Raw genomic sequence first — 3,016 nt, 5'->3', positions numbered from 1 at the left:
TCGGGAGCGGCTTCCCCGACGTAGACCCCTTCGTCGGCGTCCACCGCAAGACCCTGCACTTCCCGGTTTACTACACCGTCGCCGCGGGTGCTACCGGATTCGTCGCCACCGTCTCGACTTCAGCGCTCACTGTCGGACTGACGTTTTTCTTCCTCTCGGCGGCGCTCCACTCGGTCTTAGACTGGTTCGGCGCGGGCGACGAACTCCGCCCGTGGGACCGCACGTCCAACCGCGCGGTCTACGTCCACCCGACGAAGCGATGGCTCCAGCCGCAGTATGTCGTCCGCTATGACGGTGCGCCCGAAGACCTCGTGTTGACTCTGCTGTTTTCTGTCCCGCCGATGTTCGCCTTCGATGGCGTGCTTCGCGTGGTCGTCGCACTTAGCGTCGCCATCGCGCTCGTCTACACCGGCTTCAGAAAACGGGTTCCGGATTGGCTCGGCATCTAACGGGTGTTTCTTCGGCATCTAACGGGTGTTTCTTCGGAGCACCTAACGCGGCGGTTTCTTCGGCAGCACGGGAAATACCACGAGACTCATACGTCTCGGTCGCCGAGAGGATGTGATAATGGTTCGTCGACAGGATTGTCCGGGGGTGGCCGCTCCGTGATGGCTCCGACCCACGTGGCGATGAGCCTCGCGCTCGCCGCTGCGGTTGCGGTCGTCGCTCCGGCCGTCGCGCCACTCGTCGCCGTCGTCGCGCTCGTCGGTGGCGTCTTCCCCGACCTCGATATGGTCGTTGGCGTCCACCGTAAGACGCTCCACCAGTTCGAGGCGTTCACCATCGGAATGCTTCTCTTCGGCGCTCTCGCGGCCACCACTCGCGCTCCTGTGGCGGTTCTCGCTGCGACCGGCTTTGCCGCTGCTTCGCTTCACTGCGTTGCGGACTACTTCGGTGGCAGCAGCGAACCGAACCCGTGGGAAGCGAAAACCGACCGCGGAATCTACGTCCGCACCGCCGGCGGATGGGTTGCACCTCGACGCATCGCTGCCTACGACGGGTCGCCCGGCGACCTCGCCCTCGCGGCTATCCTCTCGGTTCCGGGCTTCACGACGCTCGGCGACGGTGCTCGAACGGTGCTCATCGGGAGTCTCCTCGTTGGCGTTGGATACACCATCGTTCGAAAGCGCGTCCCGCAACTCTCCGGACGGACGCCCGCGGTGTACCCGGCACTCGTCGCGTTTCTCTCCATGCTTGTCCGCCGGCGGTAGGCGACCAATCGACACCTCACTCGGTCCACTGGTTACTTCGGAATCGACAGCGGCCCGTCGCCGCGAGCGACGTTTCGGAATCGCTCACCGTGGACATCTTCTGACCGGAGACGCTCGATGATTGGGTCTCCGAGCCAGTCGCAATCGGTCTCCTCGGCGTTCCGAGTTATCTCGGCCTTCTCGGCGGGTACAATATCGCTATCTGTCGCCCGAGCGTCGTCGGGTAGGAACCGCTCGTACACTGGTAGTCGCTCGCGGAGCGGCACGCCCGCGTCGTCGGCGATATCGACGAGTTCCTGGAGAGCCGGCCACGCGTAGTCGGGATTCACGTAGTCGTCGGTAACCGGCGAAACGCCGCCGAGGTCGTCCACGCCGCAATCGACTAACTCGGCGGCCGCAGAGAGGTTCGGCGGGACCTGCACGGACACCTCCTCGGGAAGGGCGACCCGTGCCATCGACACTACTCGCCGCATCGTTTCGAGCGACGGGCGCTCGAAGCTCGACCGCTCGTTCGGCACGACGTTCTGGACGATGACCTCCTGAATGTGCCCGTACCGCTCGTGGAGGGCGCGGATGGCGAGCAAGCTTTCGGCTCTGTCGCGCCACGACTCGCCGATGCCGACGAGGATGCCCGTCGTGAACGGGACGCCCACTTCGCCCGCGGCACGGATGGTGTTGAGTCGCTGTCCCGGTGTTTTCCGCCGATTGCCCGAGTGAGCGACCACGTCGGCCGTCGTCTCCAGCATCACTCCCATACTGGCGTTCAGCGGTGCGAGGTCGGCGAACTCCTCGCGAGTCAAGTCACCGGGATTCGAGTGCGGCAAGAGTCCTTCATCCAGTGCGACCTCGCACGCGGCAGCGAGGTAGTCGAGAATGTCGTCGTAGCCCCACTCGTCGAGTTGGCGGTGAACCTCGGTGTAGCGCTCGTCCGGTTCGTCTCCGAACGTAAACAGTGCCTCCGTACAGCCAGCATCCGCACCCATGCGGACCACCTCTCGCACGTCGTCGAGCGACATGAGCGTCGCTTCGCCGGGCACGTCGTAGTAGGTGCAGTAGGTACAGGTGTAGCGACACGCGGTGGTCAAGGGGAGAAACACGTTGCGCGAGAACGACAGCGATGCGGGTGGCTCGGCGTCGTCCGGGGTAACCGAGAGTAGTCTTTCGACTTCGGCGTCGTCGATATGCACGTCGACTCCGTACTCAGCGGCACCCGGGAACATACCTCCCGGTGCGCAACGAATCACTAAAAACGTGTCACTCGCGGTCGATTCCAGAGACAGAAGTCGAGAAAGGGACCGGGACATTGGTGCCAGACACTCCCCGGTCCGTCCGAAGCGATGTCAGGCGCTGTAACCGCATGCGAGGGAAACTCGCGCTGTCGCCGTGACGTTCGGACTCCACTTCATCCCCGCGCCGACTTGCGGCACGGGAGCGCGCGGCGCACGTTGCCTCAGTTCCCGCCGGGCAGACGGACAACCGCGCCAGCCAATGTTTATCTCGGAGTGTTATGGTCCTATCGGCGGTGTCGGACCGCCTCGACTCGTCCCGTTCCACATTCGAGTTCCACACCAGCGTCCGTCAACCACGTTCGCGCGCGACTCGTCCCGTGTAACAGAACCTCCACGAGGCCACTCGGTTCGTCCACGTCGACGGCGAGTCGCATCGAATCGACCTCGACGAACGAGAGGCCGGCGCCGCGGGCGATCTGCCGATGGTCGAGCATCGACGCACCGTCTGCCTCTTATACACATCCGACGCCGCCGACGCTCTTACGCGTGCTCAACTTCCTGGCCCACGCCCCTCTC

3 protein-coding genes and 1 pseudogene are annotated in these 3,016 nt (G+C 64.3%); 2 read left to right on the top strand and 2 right to left on the bottom strand.

Annotation, left to right across the window (positions count from 1 at the left end; all coding sequences use genetic code 11):
• Positions 1 to 449 (top strand): metal-dependent hydrolase (locus tag QT222_RS03480; RefSeq protein ID WP_491476319.1); only part of this gene is annotated, 449 nt, incomplete at its 5' end.
• A 159-nt stretch (positions 450 to 608) separates the two neighbouring features.
• Complete coding sequence (locus QT222_RS03475) at positions 609 to 1,211, top strand: hypothetical protein (protein WP_491476318.1); 603 nt, start codon at positions 609 to 611, stop codon at positions 1,209 to 1,211.
• Between the two features lie 32 nt (positions 1,212 to 1,243).
• Here the strand turns inward: QT222_RS03475 and cofG are convergent, their stop codons facing one another.
• Both cofG and QT222_RS03465 read right to left on the bottom strand, forming a co-directional pair.
• The gene (cofG, locus tag QT222_RS03470; protein WP_491476317.1) at positions 1,244 to 2,431 is read right to left on the bottom strand and encodes a 7,8-didemethyl-8-hydroxy-5-deazariboflavin synthase subunit CofG; all 1,188 of its coding nucleotides are present in this window, start codon (positions 2,429 to 2,431) and stop codon (positions 1,244 to 1,246) included.
• 293 nt (positions 2,432 to 2,724) lie between these two features.
• Positions 2,725 to 2,943 (bottom strand): annotated as a pseudogene (locus QT222_RS03465) (2-phospho-L-lactate guanylyltransferase); the annotation flags it as partial.
• Positions 2,944 to 3,016 lie beyond the last annotated feature (73 nt).

The organism is Haloferax sp. s1 (assembly GCF_058382125.1).
The sequence above is the reverse complement of the archived record's forward strand: the minus strand, read 5'-3'. Positions and strand labels throughout refer to the sequence as shown.

Excerpts from the sequence above, each read along its gene's own strand:
- QT222_RS03475 (WP_491476318.1), top strand. The coding sequence starts at position 609 with ATGGCTCCGACCCACGTGGCGATGAGCCTCGCGCTCGCCGCTGCGGTT.
- cofG (WP_491476317.1), bottom strand. The coding sequence starts at position 2,431 with ATGTTCCCGGGTGCCGCTGAGTACGGAGTCGACGTGCATATCGACGAC.